General features: G+C 72.5%; 14 protein-coding genes and 2 pseudogenes. 14 read left to right on the top strand and 2 right to left on the bottom strand.

Features of this window, described 5'->3' with window-relative positions:
* The 9 genes and pseudogenes from ACTT8P_RS36180 to ACTT8P_RS36140 form a co-directional block, all read left to right on the top strand.
* Positions 1-324: pseudogene (locus ACTT8P_RS36180) on the top strand (hypothetical protein); the annotation flags it as partial.
* Positions 325-458: 134 nt separating this feature from the next.
* Positions 459-1,583: an alanine dehydrogenase gene (ald, locus tag ACTT8P_RS36175; protein WP_442836042.1), complete on the top strand. Its 1,125-nt coding sequence runs from the start codon at positions 459-461 to the stop codon at positions 1,581-1,583.
* 402 nt (positions 1,584-1,985) lie between these two features.
* Complete coding sequence (locus ACTT8P_RS36170; protein ID WP_442836041.1) at positions 1,986-3,113, top strand: ParA family protein; 1,128 nt, start codon at positions 1,986-1,988, stop codon at positions 3,111-3,113.
* Positions 3,098-3,670, top strand: coding sequence for a hypothetical protein (locus tag ACTT8P_RS36165; RefSeq protein ID WP_442836040.1), 573 nt, complete (start codon positions 3,098-3,100; stop codon positions 3,668-3,670). Before ACTT8P_RS36170 ends, ACTT8P_RS36165 begins: the two co-directional genes overlap by 16 nt.
* Positions 3,671-3,688: 18 nt before the next feature.
* Positions 3,689-4,726 (top strand): segregation and condensation protein A, encoded by a 1,038-nt coding sequence (locus ACTT8P_RS36160; RefSeq protein WP_442836039.1) that lies wholly within the window; start codon positions 3,689-3,691, stop codon positions 4,724-4,726.
* Positions 4,723-5,385: an SMC-Scp complex subunit ScpB gene (gene scpB, locus ACTT8P_RS36155; protein ID WP_442836038.1), complete on the top strand. Its 663-nt coding sequence runs from the start codon at positions 4,723-4,725 to the stop codon at positions 5,383-5,385. Before ACTT8P_RS36160 ends, scpB begins: the two co-directional genes overlap by 4 nt.
* Positions 5,385-6,506, top strand: a complete 1,122-nt coding sequence (locus ACTT8P_RS36150) for a pseudouridine synthase (RefSeq protein ID WP_442836037.1) — start codon at positions 5,385-5,387, stop codon at positions 6,504-6,506. The genes scpB and ACTT8P_RS36150 overlap by 1 nt, the downstream gene beginning before the upstream one ends.
* A gap of 62 nt (positions 6,507-6,568) precedes the next feature.
* Positions 6,569-7,318 (top strand): NUDIX hydrolase, encoded by a 750-nt coding sequence (locus tag ACTT8P_RS36145; protein WP_442836036.1) that lies wholly within the window; start codon positions 6,569-6,571, stop codon positions 7,316-7,318.
* Complete coding sequence (locus ACTT8P_RS36140) at positions 7,315-8,334, top strand: ADP-ribosylglycohydrolase family protein (protein ID WP_442836035.1); 1,020 nt, start codon at positions 7,315-7,317, stop codon at positions 8,332-8,334. Before ACTT8P_RS36145 ends, ACTT8P_RS36140 begins: the two co-directional genes overlap by 4 nt.
* 1 nt (position 8,335) lies before the next feature.
* Here the strand turns inward: ACTT8P_RS36140 and ACTT8P_RS36135 are convergent.
* A pseudogene (locus ACTT8P_RS36135) lies at positions 8,336-9,092 on the bottom strand (nucleotidyltransferase domain-containing protein).
* Positions 9,093-9,114: 22 nt separating this feature from the next.
* Positions 9,115-9,528 (bottom strand): Rieske (2Fe-2S) protein, encoded by a 414-nt coding sequence (locus ACTT8P_RS36130; RefSeq protein ID WP_442836034.1) that lies wholly within the window; start codon positions 9,526-9,528, stop codon positions 9,115-9,117.
* 206 nt (positions 9,529-9,734) lie between these two features.
* Between ACTT8P_RS36130 and aroH the strand changes: the two genes are divergently transcribed.
* From aroH to der, 5 genes are all read left to right on the top strand, one after another.
* Positions 9,735-10,097 carry a chorismate mutase gene (aroH, locus tag ACTT8P_RS36125; RefSeq protein WP_442836033.1) on the top strand — a complete coding sequence of 121 codons (363 nt, stop codon included), beginning with the start codon at positions 9,735-9,737 and terminating at the stop codon, positions 10,095-10,097.
* A complete protein-coding gene (locus tag ACTT8P_RS36120; protein ID WP_442836032.1) occupies positions 10,094-11,179 on the top strand; it encodes a prephenate dehydrogenase in 1,086 nt (361 codons plus the stop codon). Before aroH ends, ACTT8P_RS36120 begins: the two co-directional genes overlap by 4 nt.
* A 124-nt stretch (positions 11,180-11,303) precedes the next feature.
* Complete coding sequence (gene cmk, locus ACTT8P_RS36115) at positions 11,304-11,999, top strand: (d)CMP kinase (protein WP_442836031.1); 696 nt, start codon at positions 11,304-11,306, stop codon at positions 11,997-11,999.
* Positions 12,000-12,052: 53 nt separating this feature from the next.
* On the top strand, positions 12,053-12,640 hold the full coding sequence (locus ACTT8P_RS36110) for a lysophospholipid acyltransferase family protein (RefSeq protein WP_442836043.1): 588 nt from the start codon (positions 12,053-12,055) through the stop codon (positions 12,638-12,640).
* Between the two features lie 72 nt (positions 12,641-12,712).
* On the top strand, positions 12,713-14,191 hold the full coding sequence (gene der, locus ACTT8P_RS36105) for a ribosome biogenesis GTPase Der (protein WP_442836030.1): 1,479 nt from the start codon (positions 12,713-12,715) through the stop codon (positions 14,189-14,191).
* Positions 14,192-14,249: the final 58 nt, after the last annotated feature.

Here is a 14,249-nt window from a genome sequence, read left to right as displayed (position 1 = left end):
GCGGTGGCCGGCCACCGCCGGACCGGTGACGTGTCCGCCCAGGCCCGGGCGCTGAGCGAGCTGGCCCGGGTCCAGGAGTACGCCGGACGCCCCGAGGAGTCGCTCCAGACCTGCCAGGAGGCGGTCGAGTGGGCCCGCCGCGCCGAGGACACCCGGCTCCAGGCGGCCCTGCACCTCAGGCTGGCCGACACCCTCGAACACCTCGGCGATCCCACGGCGGCCGCACTCCACCGGAGCCGGTCCGAACGGCTGCTGGCGGACGAATCGAAGCCGGAACACGGAGCTAACACCTACGAAATCCGTAGCACACCCGTCGAGAATTGATGCTTTGAAAGGCTAGACAGCGGGAACACCTTCATTAGACTGGCTCTGCCGCACGTTCTCCTGCGGTCTCTCCTGGTGTGCCCACGCATGCCGGGTATGTCTTCTCTGCAGCCACACCCCCTGAGCCAAGGACCGTGATCGACGTGAAGGTCGGCATTCCCCGCGAGGTCAAGAACAACGAGTTCCGGGTGGCCATCACCCCCGCCGGCGTCCACGAGCTGGTGCGCCACGGCCACCAGGTCGTCGTCGAGCGCGGCGCGGGCACCGGCTCCTCGATCCCGGACGCCGAGTACGTCGCCGCGGGCGCGGCCCTGCTCGACACCGCCGACGAGGTCTGGGCCACCGCCGACCTGCTGCTGAAGGTCAAGGAGCCGGTCGCCGAGGAGTACCACCGGCTGCGCAAGGACCAGACCCTCTTCACCTACCTGCATCTGGCCGCCTCCAAGGAGTGCACGGACGCCCTGCTGGAGTCCGGCACCACCGCCATCGCCTACGAGACCGTCGAACTGCCCGGCCGCGCCCTGCCGCTGCTCGCCCCGATGTCCGAGGTGGCCGGCCGGCTGGCCCCGCAGGTCGGCGCCTACCACCTGATGGCCGCCAACGGGGGCCGCGGCGTGCTGCCCGGCGGCGTCCCCGGCGTACTGGCCGGCAAGGCCGTGGTCATCGGCGGCGGCGTCTCCGGGTGGAACGCGGCGCAGATCGCCATCGGCCTCGGCTTCCACGTGACCCTGCTGGACAAGGACATCAACAAGCTCAAGGAGGCGGACAAGGTCTTCGGCACGAGGATCCAGACCGTCGTCTCCAACGCCTTCGAACTGGAGAAGGCATGCCTGGACGCCGACCTCGTGATCGGCGCCGTCCTGATCCCCGGCGCCAAGGCGCCCAAGCTGGTCACCAACGAGCTGGTCTCCCGGATGAAGCCGGGGAGTGTCCTTGTCGACATCGCGATCGACCAGGGCGGCTGCTTCGAGGACTCCCACCCGACCACCCATGCCGAGCCGACCTTCACCGTGCACGACTCGGTCTTCTACTGCGTCGCCAACATGCCCGGCGCGGTGCCCAACACCTCCACCTACGCGCTGACCAACGCCACGCTGCCGTACATCGTCGAACTGGCCGACCGCGGCTGGGTGGAGGCGCTGCGCCGCGACCCCGCGCTCGCCAAGGGTCTCAACACCCATGACGGCAAGGTCGTTTACAAGGAGGTGGCCGAGGCCCACGGCCTGGACCACGTGGACCTGACCTCGCTGCTCGGCTGAGCCGTCAGGTGTACAAGTCGCCATGCGGCGAAGGCGACCGGTGAACATCCGGCGTCAACGCCACACACCTGGGCCGTCCTTGTCGACAAGGACGGCCCAGGTGTGTGTATGGTCACTTTGCGCTGCTAGCTCAACTCGCCTCGAACGTACCGCTTGAACCCATTCGTACACCGGTGAAACCTGCCGTGCGACGGCCGTACGCCCTTGACAGCGGGGTGTTTCATTACCGACACATCGGGCCGGGTCCGGCGGATTGTGTTGCTGCGGACCGCCGACACGCCATAGAGTCGCCAATCGTCGGCATGGTGCCACGCTGACCTGTCTAGAAGTCCCCAGGCCGCCAAGGAGGTAAGACGACTTGTGAATGAGTCGACATTTACTCCCGGGGGTGGTCAACCAGGAATGCCTGCAGGGGCCGGAGGCCCTGGGCGGTTCGAGGCTGTCGGCTCCGTCGCCGTGCGAACCTTCTCAGCCCACCAGAGCCCGCAGGCGGCTAGGACCGCACACCCGAAGATGGATGGCCAACACGTGAACGCCATGGCCGGCGACGGAAGTGGCGCGCCCCGCAACCACTTCGCCGACTACGAGGAACTGCCCGAGGGGCACTTCTACGACCCGGACGCCGAGTACGAGCCGGATCCCGAGTACGCGGCCACGCTCGCGCCCGACGCGGCGCGCCAGCGCCGCGAGCGCGTCGGCCCGACCGGACGGCCGCTGCCGTACTTCCCGATCCCGGGCCCGCTGACCGACCACGGTCCCGCGAAGATCATCGCGATGTGCAACCAGAAGGGCGGCGTCGGCAAGACCACGTCGACCATCAACCTGGGTGCCGCGCTCGCCGAGTACGGGCGCCGGGTGCTGCTCGTCGACTTCGACCCGCAGGGCGCGCTGTCGGTCGGTCTCGGCGTCAACCCGATGGAGCTGGACCTCACCGTCTACAACCTGCTCATGGAGCGGGGCATGGCGGCCGACGAGGTGCTGCTGAAGACGGCCGTCCCCAACATGGACCTGCTGCCCAGCAACATCGACCTCTCGGCGGCCGAGGTGCAGCTCGTCAGCGAGGTGGCCCGCGAGTCGACCCTCCAGCGCGCCCTGAAGCCGCTGATGGACGACTACGACTACATCGTCATCGACTGCCAGCCCTCGCTCGGCCTGCTCACGGTCAACGCGCTGACCGCCGCGCACAAGGTGATCGTGCCGCTGGAGTGCGAGTTCTTCGCGCTGCGCGGAGTGGCGCTGCTGACCGAGACGATCGAGAAGGTCCAGGAGCGGCTCAACCCCGACCTGGAGCTGGACGGCATCCTCGCCACGATGTACGACTCCCGCACGGTGCACAGCCGTGAGGTGCTCGCACGCGTCGTCGAGGCGTTCGACGATCACGTCTACCACACGGTCATCGGACGCACCGTCCGCTTCCCGGAGACCACGGTCGCCGGTGAGCCGATCACCACGTACGCCTCCAACTCCGTCGGCGCCGCCGCCTACCGTCAGCTCGCCAGGGAGGTGCTCGCCCGGTGTCACGCCGAGTGAGTCTGCCGGGGGCCGACGAACTCTTCCGTACGACAGGGGGTATGGGGCTTCAGGCGTCCAGCCCGCGGCGCCAGGCCAATGGTGAGGCCCGGGTGCCGGCGCCGGCCGGGTCACCGGCCGGGGAGAACGACCCGGCCGCCGAGGACGCCCCGCAGTCGGTGCCCGCGCAGGGCGGCGACGGCCGGGGCGCCGAGCACGTGGCCGCGGACGCGGAGCCGAACGGTGAGCCGCACAGCCGGGGCACGGACCGGGCCGCCCGGCGGGCGGGTCCCGACCCGGCGCAGGACGGTGCCGCCGCCGGCCAGCCCCGCGGCAAGCGCGGCCGGGCCGCGGCCCGCCGCCCCAGCGGGCGCGAGCGGCACGACGAGAAGATCACCGTGTACGTCTCCGCCGAGGAGCTGATGGACCTGGAGCACGCCCGGCTGGTGCTCCGCGGCGAACACGGACTGGCCGTCGACCGCGGCCGGATCGTCCGCGAGGCGGTCGCCGTGGTCCTCGCCGACCTGGAGAGCCGCGGGGACGCCAGCATTCTGGTCCGCCGGCTGCGCGGGCGGTAGCGGTAGCCTGCGGAGGCGATGACCTCCAACGACGTTCCCCGCGCCGGTGCCTTCGGTGGCCGGCGCCGTGCGCTGGGTCAGGGGCCGGGGGTCCCTCCGGCGGCCGCCCCGCCCGAGCCGCCGCCCGCTGCCGCCCCACCGGAGCGGCCCGCCGGGGACGCGCCGGACGCCGAACCCGCCGAGGTGGTCCCCGAGGAACCCGGCGCGCCCGCGGACGCCGGTGCCGCGGTGGGCGAGGGCGATGACGACGACCGGGTCTTCAAGGTCCGGCTCGCCAACTTCGAGGGCCCCTTCGATCTGCTGCTCCAGCTGATCTCCCGGCACAAGATGGACGTCACCGAGGTCGCCCTGTCCAAGGTGACCGACGAGTTCATGGCGCACATCAGGGCGCTGGGGTCCGACTGGGACCTGGACCAGACCACCGAGTTCCTCGTCGTCGCCGCCACCCTGCTCGATCTGAAGGCGGCCCGGCTGCTGCCCGTCGCCGAGGTCGAGGACGAGGCCGACCTGGCCCTCCTGGAGGCCCGCGACCTGCTCTTCGCCCGCCTCCTCCAGTACCGCGCCTACAAGCGGATCGCCGACATCTTCAGCGGGCGGCTGGACGACGAGGCCCGCCGCTACCCCCGTACCGTGGGCCTGGAGCCGCACCACGCCGAGCTGCTGCCGGACGTCGTGATCAGCATCGGCGCCGAAGGGTTCGCCAGGCTGGCGGTCAAGGCGATGCAGCCGAGGCCCAAGCCGCAGGTGTACGTCGAGCACATCCACGCGCCGCTGGTCAGCGTGCGCGAGCAGGCCGGGATCGTGGTCGCCCGGCTGCGGGAGCTGGGCCAGGCCAGCTTCCGCAGCCTTGTCGCGGACACCGACGACACCCTGACCGTCGTAGCCCGGTTCCTGGCGCTGCTGGAGCTGTACCGGGAGAAGGCCGTCGCGCTGGACCAGGAGACCGCCCTCGGTGAGCTGCTGGTGCGCTGGACCGGTGGGGACGGGGTGGCCGAGCCGGCGGTGACCGACGAGTTCGACCGGCCGCCCGAGGAGCCGAAGGAGAAGAAGGCGTGAGCGAGGAAGCCACCGGGGTACCGGCCGGGCCGCCCGGCGTCGCGGAGCTGGACCTCAAGCCCGCTCTGGAGGCGGTCCTGATGGTCGTGGACGAGCCCGCCACCGAGGAGCACCTGGCGAAGACACTGCAACGGCCGCGGCGCCGGATCGCGGACGCCCTGCGCGAGCTGGCCGACGAGTACACCGCGCAGCGGCGCGGTTTCGAGCTGCGTCTGGTGGCCGGCGGCTGGCGGTTCTACACCCGGCCCGAGTACGCCCCGGCGGTCGAGGGCTTCGTCCTGGACGGCCAGCACGCCCGGCTCACCCAGGCCGCGCTGGAGACCCTCGCGGTGGTCGCCTACCGCCAGCCGGTCAGCCGCAGCCGGGTCTCCGCGGTGCGCGGCGTGAACTGCGACGGCGTGATGCGCACCCTGCTCCAGCGCGGTCTGGTCGAGGAGGCGGGCACGGAACCCGAAACAGGTGCGATCCTGTACGTGACGACGAACTACTTCCTGGAGCGGATGGGCCTGCGCGGCCTGGACGAGCTGCCGGAGCTGGCGCCCTTCCTCCCGGAGGCGGAGGCGATCGAGGCCGAGACGCTGGAAGGGGTTCCGTCGTTCGATCCGGACGCACCCGATGCGCCGGGTTCCGAGGACGCAGACGACCAGACGGAATTTTGATGCGAAGCAGCAGCGGCAGGAACAGCAGCGGAAACAACGGCGGGAGCCGTGGTGGCACCAGCGGCGGCCGCGGCGGGAGCGGCGGCGGGCGCGGTAACTACCGCGGCGCCGGCAACGACCGTGACGACAAGCAGGGCGGCAGCGGCCGCCCGAAGCGGCCGCGCCCGGAGGAGCGGCGCTACGACGTGGGCCCCGGCGCCACCCAGGACGGTCCGAAGTCGGGCCGCGGCCCCGCGGCCCGCGGCGGCGCCAAGGGCGGTCCGAAGAAGCCCCAGCAGCGGGGCCGCAGCGTCCCGGCGACCTCCCGCGAGTACGAGGCGCGGGCCGAGGAGCGCAACCGGGAGCGGTACGCCGGCAAGAAGGACGTCAAGCCGCCCAAGACCTTCCCGGGCGCCGAGCAGGAGGGCGAGCGGCTCCAGAAGGTGCTGGCCAGGGCCGGCTACGGCTCCCGGCGGTCCTGCGAGGAGCTGATCGAGCAGGCCCGGGTCGAGGTCAACGGCGAGATCGTGCTGGAGCAGGGCAAGCGGGTCGACCCGGAGAAGGACGAGGTCAAGGTCGACGGGCTGACCGTCGCCACGCAGTCGTACCAGTTCTTCTCGCTGAACAAGCCCGCCGGTGTGGTCTCCACGATGGAGGACAACGAGGGCCGGCAGTGCCTCGGCGACTACGTGACCAACCGCGAGACGCGGCTGTTCCACGTGGGCCGGCTCGACACCGAGACCGAGGGCGTCATCCTGCTCACCAACCACGGTGAGCTGGCGCACCGGCTGACCCACCCCCGGTACGGCGTGAAGAAGGTCTACCTGGCGCACATCGTCGGCCCGATCCCGCGTGACCTGGGCAAGCGGCTCAAGGACGGCATCCAGCTGGAGGACGGGTACGCCAAGGCGGACCACTTCCGGGTCGTCGAGCAGACCGGCAAGAACTACCTCGTCGAGGTCACCCTGCACGAGGGCCGCAAGCACATCGTGCGGCGGATGCTCGCCGAGGCCGGGTTCCCGGTCGACAAGCTGGTCCGGGTCGCCTTCGGGCCGATCACCCTGGGCGACCAGAAGTCGGGCTGGCTGCGCCGGCTGTCCAACACCGAGGTCGGGATGCTGATGCAGGAGGTCGACCTGTAGGGGTTGTGACCGGCGGCCACCTCCTTTTATAGTCGGAGTGACTATTAAGGGGGTGGCTGCCTGTGCACGCCTACGACAAGCAGGCTTACGACAAGCAGGCTTACGACAAGTACGGCTACGAGCCCTTCGCCGTCACCGTCGACCTCGCGGTCCTCACGCTCCGCGCGGGCGCGCTGCACGTGTTGCTCGTCGAACGGGGCGAGGAGCCGTACGCCGGCCGCTGGGCACTGCCCGGCGGCTTTCTGCTGCCCGCGGAGTCGGCGGAGGCGGCGGCCCGGCGCGAGCTGGCCGAGGAGACCGGCCTCGCGGACGTCACCGGGCTGCACCTGGAGCAGTTGCGCACCTACAGCGACCCCGGCCGCGACCCCCGGATGCGGGTCGTCTCCGTCGCCTTCGCCTGTCTGCTGCCCGATCCTCCCGATCCGCGCGGCGGCGGCGACGCGGCGCAGGCCCGCTGGACGCCGTACGGCGAAGCCCGCGGCCTCGCCTTCGACCACGACCGGATCCTGGCGGACGCCCGCGAGCGGGTCGGCGCCAAGCTGGAGTACAGCTGCCTGGCCACCGCCTTCTGCCCGCCCGAGTTCACCCTCGGCGAGCTGCAACGGGTCTACGAGACGGTGTGGGGCACGGCGCTGGACCGGCCCAACTTCCGCCGCAAGGTGCTCGCCAGCCCCGGCTTCGTCGAACCGGTGCCGGGTGCCGCCCGGCTGACCGGCGGCCGGGGCAAACCGGCCGCCCTGTACCGGGCCGGCCCGGCCACCGCCCTGCACCCGCCCCTGCTCCGCGCCCCTCGGGAAGGACACCCCGTATGACCACCGCCCTGACCAAGCGCGCCGCCTCCGGCGCGCTCACCGGACTGGCCCTCGGGGACGCCCTCGGCTTCCCGACGGAGTTCAACGACGTGCCGTCGATCCTCGCCACGTGCGGCCCCTGGCGGGAGATGGCGCTGCCCGACCCCGCGTACGTCACCGACGACACCCAGATGACGCTGGCGCTGGCCCGGGGGCTGCGCACGGCGACCGACCGGGGCGGGCTGGAGCCGGAGACGATGGCCGCGGCCGTCCGCGCGGAGTTCATCGCCTGGAACCGGTCGCCGGAGAACAACCGCGCCCCGGGCTCCACCTGCATCCGCGCCTGCACCCTGCTGGAGGACCGGGGCCGGCCCTGGCAGGACGCCAGCCAGCTCCACTCCAAGGGCTGCGGCGCCAACATGCGGGTCGCCCCGCTCGGACTGCTCCCCGGGCTGAGCGACGAACAGCGGGCGGGCGCCGCCCAGTCGCAGGCCGCGCTCACCCACGGCCACCCCACCGCGCTGGCCGCCGCCGACCTCACCGCGCACGCGGTACGGCTGCTGGCGGAAGGCGCCGACCCCACCGGACTGGTCGGGCTGCTGCGGTCGTATGCCCTGGAGAACCGCGTCCGCTACCACGAGCGCTGGCTCGGTGACCTGTGGACCCGGGCCGAGGACGGCGCCCCGGACCGGTTCATCGCCCGGGGCTGGGACGAATGCCTCGCGATCCTCGACCGGCTGCGGGACGCGGTGCGCACCGTCTCGCCCGAGACCGATCCGTGCCTGGCCACCGGTGCCGGCTGGATCGCGGAGGAGGCCCTCGCCACCGGGCTGCTGTGCTTCCTGCTGTTCCCCGGCGAACCGCTCACCGCCCTGCGCCGCGCCGCCTGCACCTCGGGCGACTCCGACTCCCTGGCCTGCCTCGCGGGCGCCTTCGCGGGGGCCCACCTGGGCGCCGACGCGTGGCCGGACGCGTGGGCCGACCGGATCGAGTACCGGTCCGACCTGCTGTCGTTCGGGGCGCTCTGGGACGCCTGACTCAGTCCTGCCGGAGGGCGTCCTGCTGGCGGGCGGAGGCGCGGCGGACGCGGAACAGGAAGTCCTCGATCCGGCGCCGGTCCGGTGCGGCGGGCAGCGGGCCGCGGCGCGCGGCCCGCTCGCACTCCCCGGCCAGGCGGGTCATCCGGGCCTCCACCTCGGGCCACGGCACCTCGCCGCGCTTCACGGCGAGCAGCGGTTCGCGGTCCGCTCCCACGTCGACCGTGAGGACGCCGGTGCGCAGCAGGTCGCGGGCGCTCGTCAGCAGCCGCAGCAGGTGCATGGCGTGCTTCCAGCGCGGGGCGCCGTGCACCCGCAGATCGGCGTCCAGCCTGCGGCGCTGGCCGAGGGCGATGGGGGCACCGCCCGCGCGAGCGCAGCCGAGCGTGGGGGACCGTGAACGACTCGTAGACACGGCGGGAGAGGAACGCCTCGCGCAGGGCCAGCAGCTCGCGGCCGGTGGCGTCGGCGTGTTCCACCAGTGGGGAGTGCAGGCACTCCAGGATGTTGGGGTTGGCGCGCAGGGCCAGCTCGCAGAAGCGCTCCAGCTCCCAGCTGAACTGCTCCTCGGCCGGTCCCTCGACATGCGTCGGCGGCTTGTCGAAGCGCCAGAACAGGGGCGTGGGGGCGAGGAACACGCCACGGCGGTCGGTGTCGCTGTCCGCCGTGGCCAACCCGAAGGCGCGCGACCCCGTCACACAGGCGTAGACGGTGTGGTCGCGCACCAGGGTCTCGGCAGCCGGGCCGGGGGATTCCATGCCCGGGAGGTTACGCGGACGATCACGCCAGGCGGACCGAATTTCCCTCCACCGTGATCTGCTCGGCGGGCAGCGGCTCGGTGGCCGGGCCCTGCTTGACCGCGCCGTCGGCGATGGCGAACTTGCTGCCGTGGCAGGCACAGTTGATGGTGCCGCCGGACACGTCCGCCACCACGCAGCCCTGATGGGTGCAGACCGCCGAGAACGCCTTGAAGTCGTCCTTCTCGGGCTGGGTCACCACCACCTTCTGCTCCTTGAAGACCTTGCCGCCGCCGACCGGGATGTCGCCGGCCTTGGCCAGGTCCTGGCCGGCCGGGGAACTGCTGGCCGCGGCGGAGCCGCCGTCGTCGCCCCCGCCGCCGCAGGCCGCCGTCAGGGGGAGGGCGGTGGCGGCGGTGGTGAGGAGGATCGTGCGGCGCGTGGCGCTGTGAGGCATGTCGTCACTCCGGGAAATGGGGGGAACACGAGCATGGCACCGAAGCACCCGAAGAGGAAGCAACCCGGATCAGCGGGGCAAAACGCGCCTCACCGTACGCGGTGCGCCGCCGCCGTCTCAGCGACCGGTCGCCGTCCACCGGCGCCGCGCGGGCTGACTACGCTGGACGGCCAGAGCCGATACGCACACCGAACGAGGAGCGAGACGTGGCGGTACGAGCGGTCCGGGGCGCCGTCCAGCTGGAGCGGGACGAAGCCGGTCACATGGACGAGCAGGTGTCCGCCCTGCTCACCGCCGTCCTGGAGCGCAACGGACTGACCACCGAGGACCTGATCAGCATCTGGTTCACCGCCACCCCCGACCTGCACAGCGACTTCCCGGCCGCCGCGGCCCGGGGGCTCGGCATCACCGACGTGCCGCTGATCTGCGCCCAGGAACTGGACATCGAGGGTGCCATGCCCCGCGTCGTCCGGATCCTCGCGCACATCGAGTCCGACCGGCCGCGCGCCGACCTCGCGCACGTCTACCTCGGCGCCGCGGCGGCCCTGCGCAAGGACATCGCCCAGTGAGGTCCGCGCTCGTCATCGGCACCGGGCTGATCGGCACCTCGGCCGCCCTCGCCCTGACCCGGCGGGGCGTCACCGTGCACCTCGCCGATCACGACCCGCAGCAGGCCCGGACCGCCGCCGCGCTCGGCGCCGGCACCGACGAGGCCCCGGACGGACCGGTCGACCTCGCGATCGTGGCGGCGCCGCCCGCCCATGTGGCCGAGGTGCTCGCCGACGCGCTGCGGCGCGGTCTGGCGCGCGGGTACATCGACGTGGCCAGCGTCAAGGGCGGCCCGCGCCGCGAGCTGGAGGCGCGCGGCTTCGACCTCACCTCCTACCTCGGTACGCACCCGATGTCCGGGCGGGAGAAGTCCGGCCCGCTGGCGGCCGGCGCCGACCTGTTCGAGGGCCGCCCCTGGGTGCTGACCCCGACCCGGGACACCGACACCGAGGTGCTGAACCTGGTCCTGGAGCTGGTCTCCTTCTGCGGCGCCGTGCCGGTGGTGATGGACGCCGACGCCCACGACCGGGCCGTCGCCCTCGTCTCGCACATGCCGCACCTGGTCTCCGGCCTGGTCGCCGCCCGCCTGGAGCACGCCGAGGAGGCCGCCGTACGGCTGTGCGGGCAGGGCATCCGGGACGTGACCCGGATCGCCGCCTCCGACCCGGCGATGTGGATCGACATCCTCTCCGCCAACCCCGGTCCGGTCGCCGACCTGCTCGGGGACGTCGCCGGTGACCTGGAGAAGACGGTCCGGGCGCTGCGCGCGCTCCAGTCCGCCGACGACGACAAGCGCCGCGAGGGCGCCGCCGGTGTCGAGGAGGTGCTGCGCCGGGGCAACGCGGGGCAGGTCCGGGTCCCCGGCAAGCACGGCAGCGCCCCCCGGGTCTACGAGACCGTCGCCGTCCACATCGACGACCAGCCGGGCCAGCTCGCCCGCATCTTCGCGGACGCCGGACAGGCCGGCGTCAACATCGAGGACGTCCGGATCGAGCACGCCACCGGCCAGCAGGCCGGTCTGGTGCAGCTGATGGTGGAGCCGAAGGCGGCCACCGCGCTGACGGCCGCCCTGCGGGAGAAGGGCTGGGCGATCCGGCAGTGACCGGCCTTGTCCACAGGCCGGTCCGAGGCGCGGTGGCGAGCCAGTAACCTGGTGCGGGGGCGCGGGTGCGTCCCCGCAACCCCAGTCACCACCTCACCCCACCGCACCAGGAAGGTGTCCCCTCGTGGAAAACGGCGCCGCCCCGACCGCCCCGGCAGTGATTGTCGCCATCGACGGGCCCTCCGGCACGGGCAAGTCGAGCACGTCGAAGGCCGTCGCCGCGCAGCTCGGCCTCAGCTACCTGGACACCGGCGCCCAGTACCGGGCGATCACCTGGTGGATGGTGACCAACGGCATCGACACCGCCGACGCCCAGGCGGTCGCCGCCGCGGCGGACAAGCCCGAGATCCTCTCCGGCACCGACCCGGAGCACCCCACCATCACCGTCGACGGCGTGGACGTGGCCGGCCCGATCCGCACCCAGGAGGTCACCGCCAAGGTCAGCGCGGTCAGCGCGGTCCCGGAGATCCGGGCCCGGATCACCGAGCTCCAGCGGGCGATCGCCGCCTCCGCGGTGACCGGCATCGTCGTCGAGGGCCGGGACATCGGCACCACCGTGCTGCCGGACGCCGACCTCAAGATCTTCCTCACCGCCTCCGAGGAGGCCCGCGCCGCCCGCCGCAGCGGCGAGCTGAAGGACGCCGACGTCAAGGCGACCCAGGAGGCGCTGGCCAAGCGGGACGCGGCCGACTCCAGCCGTAAGGTCTCCCCGCTGGCCAAGGCCGGCGACGCGTTCGAGGTGGACACCACCGAGCTCACCCTCCCGCAGGTCATCGAGTGTGTCGTCACCCTCGTCGAGGAGAAGCGGGCGGCCAAGTGACACAGCGCTCCGAGCGGGGTGCCGAGGTCGGGCGGCGCATCGGCGTCGGCCTGATGTACGGGCTGTTCCGGCCCCGGGTGCTGGGCGCCTGGAAGGTGCCCGCCGCCGGCCCGGTGATCTTCGCCGTCAACCACTCGCACAACATAGACGGCCCGATGGTCATGGGCGTGGCCCCGCGGCCGACGCACTTCCTGATCAAGAAGGAGGCGTTCGTCGGCCCGCTGGACCCGTTCCTGACCGGCATCGGCCAGGTCAAGGTGGACCGCACCGGCACCGACCGCACGGCGATCACCCGGGCGCTGGACGTGCTGTCGGCCGGCGGCGCGCTCGGCATCTTCCCGGAGGGCACCCGGGGCGAGGGCGACTTCGCCGCGCTGCGCGCCGGACTGGCGTACTTCGCGGTCCGCGGCGGGGCGCCGGTCGTGCCGGTGGCGGTGCTGGGAAGTTCCGGCCGGCCCGGACGGTTGATAAAGGCGCTGCCCCCGCTGCGCTCGCGGATCGACGTGGTCTTCGGTGACCCGTTCGACGCGGGCGACGGCAGCGGGCGGCGCACCCGCAAGGCGCTGGACGAGGCGACCGAGCGCATCCAGAAGCAGCTCACCGCGCACCTGGAAACCGCCAGGCGTCTCACCGGACGCTAGGTAACACTTGAGTAGTGGATCACCCGGTACAGGGGTGCCACCGATCACCACGATGAACGAGGTACGGACTTCATGAACGACGACATCCACTCCGGCGGCTCGGGCGAGGAGCACGACCACGGGGCGCTTGGCGACGCCGAGTACGAGCGGTTCATGGAGCTCGCCGCGGAAGAGGGCTTCGACGTCGAGGACGTCGAGGGCGCCATCGAGGCGGCCGGGCACGGCCCGCTGCCCGTCCTCGCCGTCGTCGGCCGCCCCAATGTCGGCAAGTCGACCCTGGTCAACCGGATCATCGGCCGCCGCGAGGCGGTCGTCGAGGACAAGCCCGGCGTCACCCGCGACCGCGTCACCTACGAGGCCGAGTGGGCCGGGCGCCGCTTCAAGGTGGTCGACACCGGCGGCTGGGAGCAGGACGTCCTCGGCATCGACGCCTCGGTGGCCGCGCAGGCCGAGTACGCCATCGAGGCCGCCGACGCGGTGGTCTTCGTGGTGGACGCCAAGGTCGGCGCCACCGACACCGACGAGGCCGTGGTACGGCTGCTGCGCAAGGCCGGCAAGCCGGTGGTGCTGTGCGCCAACAAGGTGGACGGCCCGAGCGGCGAGGCCGACGCGGCGTATCTGTGGTCGCTGGGGCTCGGCGAGCCCCAGCCGGTCTCCGCGCTGCACGGCCGGGGCACCGGCGACATGCTGGACAAGGTCCTGGAGGCGCTGCCCGAGGCCCCGGAGCAGAGCTTCGGCACGGCGGTCGGCGGCCCGCGCCGGATCGCCCTGATCGGCCGCCCCAACGTCGGCAAGTCCTCGCTGCTGAACAAGGTGGCCGGCGAGGAGCGCGTCGTCGTCAACGAGCTGGCCGGCACCACCCGCGACCCGGTCGACGAGCTGATCGAACTGGGCGGCGTGACCTGGAAGTTCGTCGACACCGCCGGTATCCGCAAGCGGGTCCACCTCCAGCAGGGCGCCGACTACTACGCCTCGCTGCGCACCGCCGCCGCGGTCGAGAAGGCCGAGGTCGCGGTCATCCTGCTGGACGCCTGCGACTCCATCTCGGTGCAGGACCAGCGGATCGTCACCATGGCGGTCGAGGCGGGCCGCGCGGTCGTCCTCGCCTTCAACAAGTGGGACAGCCTGGACGAGGAGCGCCGCTACTACCTGGAGCGGGAGATCGAGACCGAGCTGGGCCAGGTCGCCTGGGCGCCCCGGGTCAACGTCTCGGCGCGCACCGGGCGGCACATGGAGAAGCTGGTCCCCGCGATCGAGACGGCGCTGGCGGGCTGGGAGACCCGGGTGCCGACGGGCCGGCTGAACGCCTTCCTGGGCGAGCTGGTCGCCGCCCACCCGCACCCGGTGCGCGGCGGCAAGCAGCCGCGCATCCTGTTCGGCACCCAGGCGGGCACCCGGCCGCCGCGGTTCGTGCTGTTCGCGTCCGGGTTCATCGAGGCCGGCTACCGCCGGTTCATCGAGCGCCGGCTGCGCGAGGAGTTCAGCTTCGAGGGCACGCCGATCCACATCTCGGTGCGGGTGCGCGAGAAGCGCGGCGCGAAGAAGAAGTAACCGCGACGGCGGTACGGACCGTACGAAGGGGGCGGACCCGGTGACCGGGTCCGCCCCC

It is taken from the genome of Streptomyces sp. JW3 (assembly GCF_052216785.1).
Lineage (GTDB): Bacteria > Actinomycetota > Actinomycetes > Streptomycetales > Streptomycetaceae > Streptomyces.
Note: the sequence above shows the minus strand (reverse complement) of the source record. Positions and strands in the feature narration are given on the sequence as shown.